General features: G+C 60.8%; 3 protein-coding genes. 2 read left to right on the top strand and 1 reads right to left on the bottom strand.

The features are described 5' to 3' along the window. Positions 1-857: hypothetical protein (locus HY921_00255; protein MBI5629303.1), on the bottom strand; the 857-nt coding region annotated here is incomplete at its 3' end. Positions 858-980: 123 nt separating this feature from the next. On the opposite strand from HY921_00255, the gene HY921_00250 reads away from it, so the two are divergent. Together HY921_00250 and HY921_00245 are read left to right on the top strand one after the other, a co-directional pair. Beyond that, positions 981-2,480, top strand: coding sequence for an IS21 family transposase (locus HY921_00250; GenBank protein ID MBI5629302.1), 1,500 nt, complete (start codon positions 981-983; stop codon positions 2,478-2,480). Further along, on the top strand, positions 2,477-3,268 hold the full coding sequence (locus HY921_00245; protein ID MBI5629301.1) for an ATP-binding protein: 792 nt from the start codon (positions 2,477-2,479) through the stop codon (positions 3,266-3,268). The genes HY921_00250 and HY921_00245 overlap by 4 nt, the downstream gene beginning before the upstream one ends. Positions 3,269-3,573: the final 305 nt, after the last annotated feature.

Here is a 3,573-nt window from a genome sequence, read left to right as displayed (position 1 = left end):
TGTGCTTCCTTGCCATGAATAGAAAGCCGTATTTTTAAGAGCGCTATAAAATTCTTGAAGCTGGAAGCACTGATAATGCTTACCAACCTGCCTGCACCTGCATCTTTGAGTGCCTTGGCGGTTTCGCGCTTATCTAGAAATGCATTCTTTTCGGAATTAGGAAGCCTATATGTTCTATGGGCAACTCTTGCGATAGCATCAAAGACCCCCCATATCAACAATAAAAAATAATAATAATGATATAGACACAGATCGATATCACTGCAATCATCTGATTTGTAGAATTCACTGCCAATATAGTCGCGAGCTTGAAGTGCGCGTATGAAACGATGAATAATCGTCCAGGCTAAATACCGGATATCGTGATAGTCGCATTCACTGTCTATATGGCAAGCGGTCAGATAACGCCACATTGAGGGTAATAAAATCCTCACCGCATAGAAATAAAAGCCGCTTTTATCAACGGATACTGTGCCCTTTTCTTGGGATAGGCAGTATTGCCGCCGAGATCGCAGAAGCAAACCAATTACCTTTAAGGCTTCTTGAGGGGCAAGAATGTTTATATCTTTATAAGAACCTCTCTCACGCAATCCGAGCAACCTATCGGAAAATGTTATGAAAATATCGTGATCCAATGCCTTATGCGCAAGCGCTTCCAAGGATTCCCTGAGGTGAACATCGCTATTACAGCCATCCAATTCTCGTTTATATCGTGCCTTGTCTATTCCTGTCCTTGTGAAGCCGTCGCCTTTCTTCAGGGTCACGCTGATGAAATCTGGCCACAAGGCCCTGTCTTTCAAGTTTAAGTGTTCTATCTCCATTTGTGGGAATGATCCCTCTGCCGTTTGAATCGGCATCAGGCTTGGTAATGCGCACGCAAAAGGGACCCAGGGCGGGGTAGGAATGCGCAAGTAAAAGGGGACCACCTGAAGCGGCCGGTCCTGTAGTCTATGGTCTTTGAGGCTACGGGAGGCTGGAGGATGCTAAAGGTGGAAGACTACGAAGTAATCCGAAGGAAAGTGATGGCTGAGGGCTGGAGCGTGAGGCGCGCTGCGCGCGAGCTTGGGCACAGCCGGAAGACGGTTCGGAAGGCGCTTGAGTACCCGTCGCCGCCCGGGTACCGCCGCAGTGGAGAACCCGCGAGGCCGGCGGTGGGTCCTTTTCGCGATGTGATCCTTGGGTACCTGGAGGCTGACCGGGGCGCGCCGCGCAAGCAGCGGCACACGGCGCAGAGGGTTTTCGAGCGCCTGGTAGCGGAGCACGGCTACGCTGGGAGCGCGAGCGCGGTGCGGCGCTATATCGGGACGCTGAAGCCGCGGCGGGAGGTCTTCGTGCCGCTGGTGTTCGGGCCCGGGGAGGAGGGCCAGGTGGACTTCGGGGAGGCCTTGGCGGTCCTGAACGGCGTTGAGCGGGTGGCCGTCCTGTTCTGCATGAGGCTGTGCCACAGCCGGGCGTGGTTCGTGAAGGCGTACGAGCGGGGGAGCCTGGAGTCTTTTCTGGACGGGCATGTATCGGCCTTCGGCTTTTTCGGCGGGGTCCCGAGGCGCCTGGCGTACGACAACTTGAAGTGCGCGGTGGTGAGGGTGGGGCGCGGGCGGGAGCGGAAGCTGAACGCGAAGTTTCTGGAGCTGCGGAGCCACTACCTGTTCGAGAGCCGGTTCTGCAACCCGGCCAGGGGGAACGAGAAGGGGCACGTGGAGAACAGCGTGAAGGAGGCGCAGCGGTCGCTGATGACGCCGGTGCCGTGCGCGGCCTCGCTGGAGGAGCTGAACGAGAAGCTCGCGGCGGCGTGCCAAAGGGACCTGCACAAGATGGTGGCCCGGCTCGGGAAGCCCCGTGGAGGGCTGTTGGAGGAGGAGCGGGGCGGGATGCTGCCGCTCCCGCGGGCGCCGTTCCGGGCGTGCGTTGGCGCCCCGGCCGTGGCCACGAAGCAGGCGCTGGTGCGGTTCGACGGGAACGACTACTCGGTGCCCCGCGATCACGCCTACAGGCCGTGCCACGTGAGGGGCTTCGTGGAGAGGGTGGAGATCCTGCACGGGGCGGAGGTGATCGCCACCCACAGGAGGAGCACCGGCAAGGGGGAGTACGTGCTGGACCCCTTCCACTACCTCCCGGTCCTCGAGAGGAAGCCCGGGGCATTGCTCAACGGCCGCCCCTTCAAGGGGGAGCCGTTCGGGGAGGCATTCTCGCGTCTCAGGCGCGAACTCCTCCACCGGCTCGGCCCCGAGGGGGACCGGCACTTCGTCAGGGTGCTCCTGCTCATGACGAAGCACCCCGGGGAGGAGGTGAAGCGGGCCGTGGAAGACTGCGTTGCCCGGCGGGCGTTCAGCGCCGATGCGGTGGAGCTGGCGCTGAGGGACACGCCGGTGGCTGCCCGCCAGCCCCTGGATATGGCCCTGCTGCCTCTCCTGCCCGAGGTGGGCAGCGGAAAGCGTCCCGCGGGCCTCTATGACGCGCTCCTGAAGGGGGTGAGCCCATGAGCCCGGCCATGTCTGGCGGCGGGCAAGCGGTCCTGCTGAAGAGCTACCTCAAGGCGCTCAGGCTCCCCGTATTCGCGAGGGAGCACGAGCAGGCGGCGCGCCAATGCACGGAGCGGGGGCGGACCTACGAGGACTACCTCGAACTCCTCGCCGGGCGCGAGATCGCTGCCCGCGAGGGCAAGGCGGCCGAGAAGCGCCTCAAGCAGGCGGGGTTCCCCTCCAGCAAGGAGCTGCCGGACTTCGAGTTCGCCGCCATCCCGTCCCTCAACAAGGGCCGCATATTGGAGCTCTCGCAGGGGCGGTTCATCCAGAAGAAGGAGAACGTGATCCTCGTGGGCCCCCCGGGCGTGGGCAAGACCCACCTCGCCGTCGCGCTGGGCCGGGAAGCCTGCCGGAAGGGCTTCAAAGCGAGATTCTTCACCGCCGGGCGCCTGGTGACCACCTATCTGGAAGCGAGGGAGGAGAGCCGGCTCCTCAAGCTCGAGGCCGGCCTGTCCCGGCTGGACCTGGTTATCGTGGACGAGCTTGGCTACCTCCCCTTCAGCCAGGCCGGGAGCGAGCACCTCTTCGCCTTCTTCAGCCGCTGCTACGAGAAGGCGAGCGCGCTGGTCACCACCAACCTCCCCTTCTCACAATGGCCCCAGATATTCGGCGGGGACGAGCGGCTCGCCGGGGCACTCCTGGACCGCCTCACGCACAAAGTCCACATCGTGGACATCCAAGGAGACAGCTACCGCTTTCGGGAAAGCCTGAAGGCCAAGGAAGGGGGTGAAAAGGAAGTCCATTGACGGGGCCCGGGGAGAAGTCCCCAGGGCTGGACGGCGCCCCAAAAGGGCGCTATTCTCTCACCCATGGGTGGTCCCCTTTTGCGCGCCCGCCCTGGGTCCCTTTTGCGTGCGCATTACCAATTTCTGAGAAGACGCGATGTTTTATCTTCTCTGGGCGGAACTCATACGCCATTTGGAGAGCAAAGAGCACTATGGTTGCAACGAGAGTACCACTCGCGAGACTAAGGTTTCGGGACGACATATTTAACCACGCCAAAATAACCGTAGTTATTGCCGTAACTACCAAACCACAGAGGTTCACGATG

The organism is Elusimicrobiota bacterium (assembly GCA_016218575.1).
Lineage (GTDB): Bacteria > Elusimicrobiota > Elusimicrobia > UBA1565 > UBA9628 > JACRDN01.
Note: the sequence above shows the minus strand (reverse complement) of the source record. Positions and strands in the feature narration are given on the sequence as shown.

Coding starts and splice junctions, on each gene's coding strand:
- HY921_00245 (MBI5629301.1), top strand. CDS start 2,477: ATGAGCCCGGCCATGTCTGGCGGCGGGCAAGCGGTCCTGCTGAAGAGC.
- HY921_00250 (MBI5629302.1), top strand. CDS start 981: ATGCTAAAGGTGGAAGACTACGAAGTAATCCGAAGGAAAGTGATGGCT.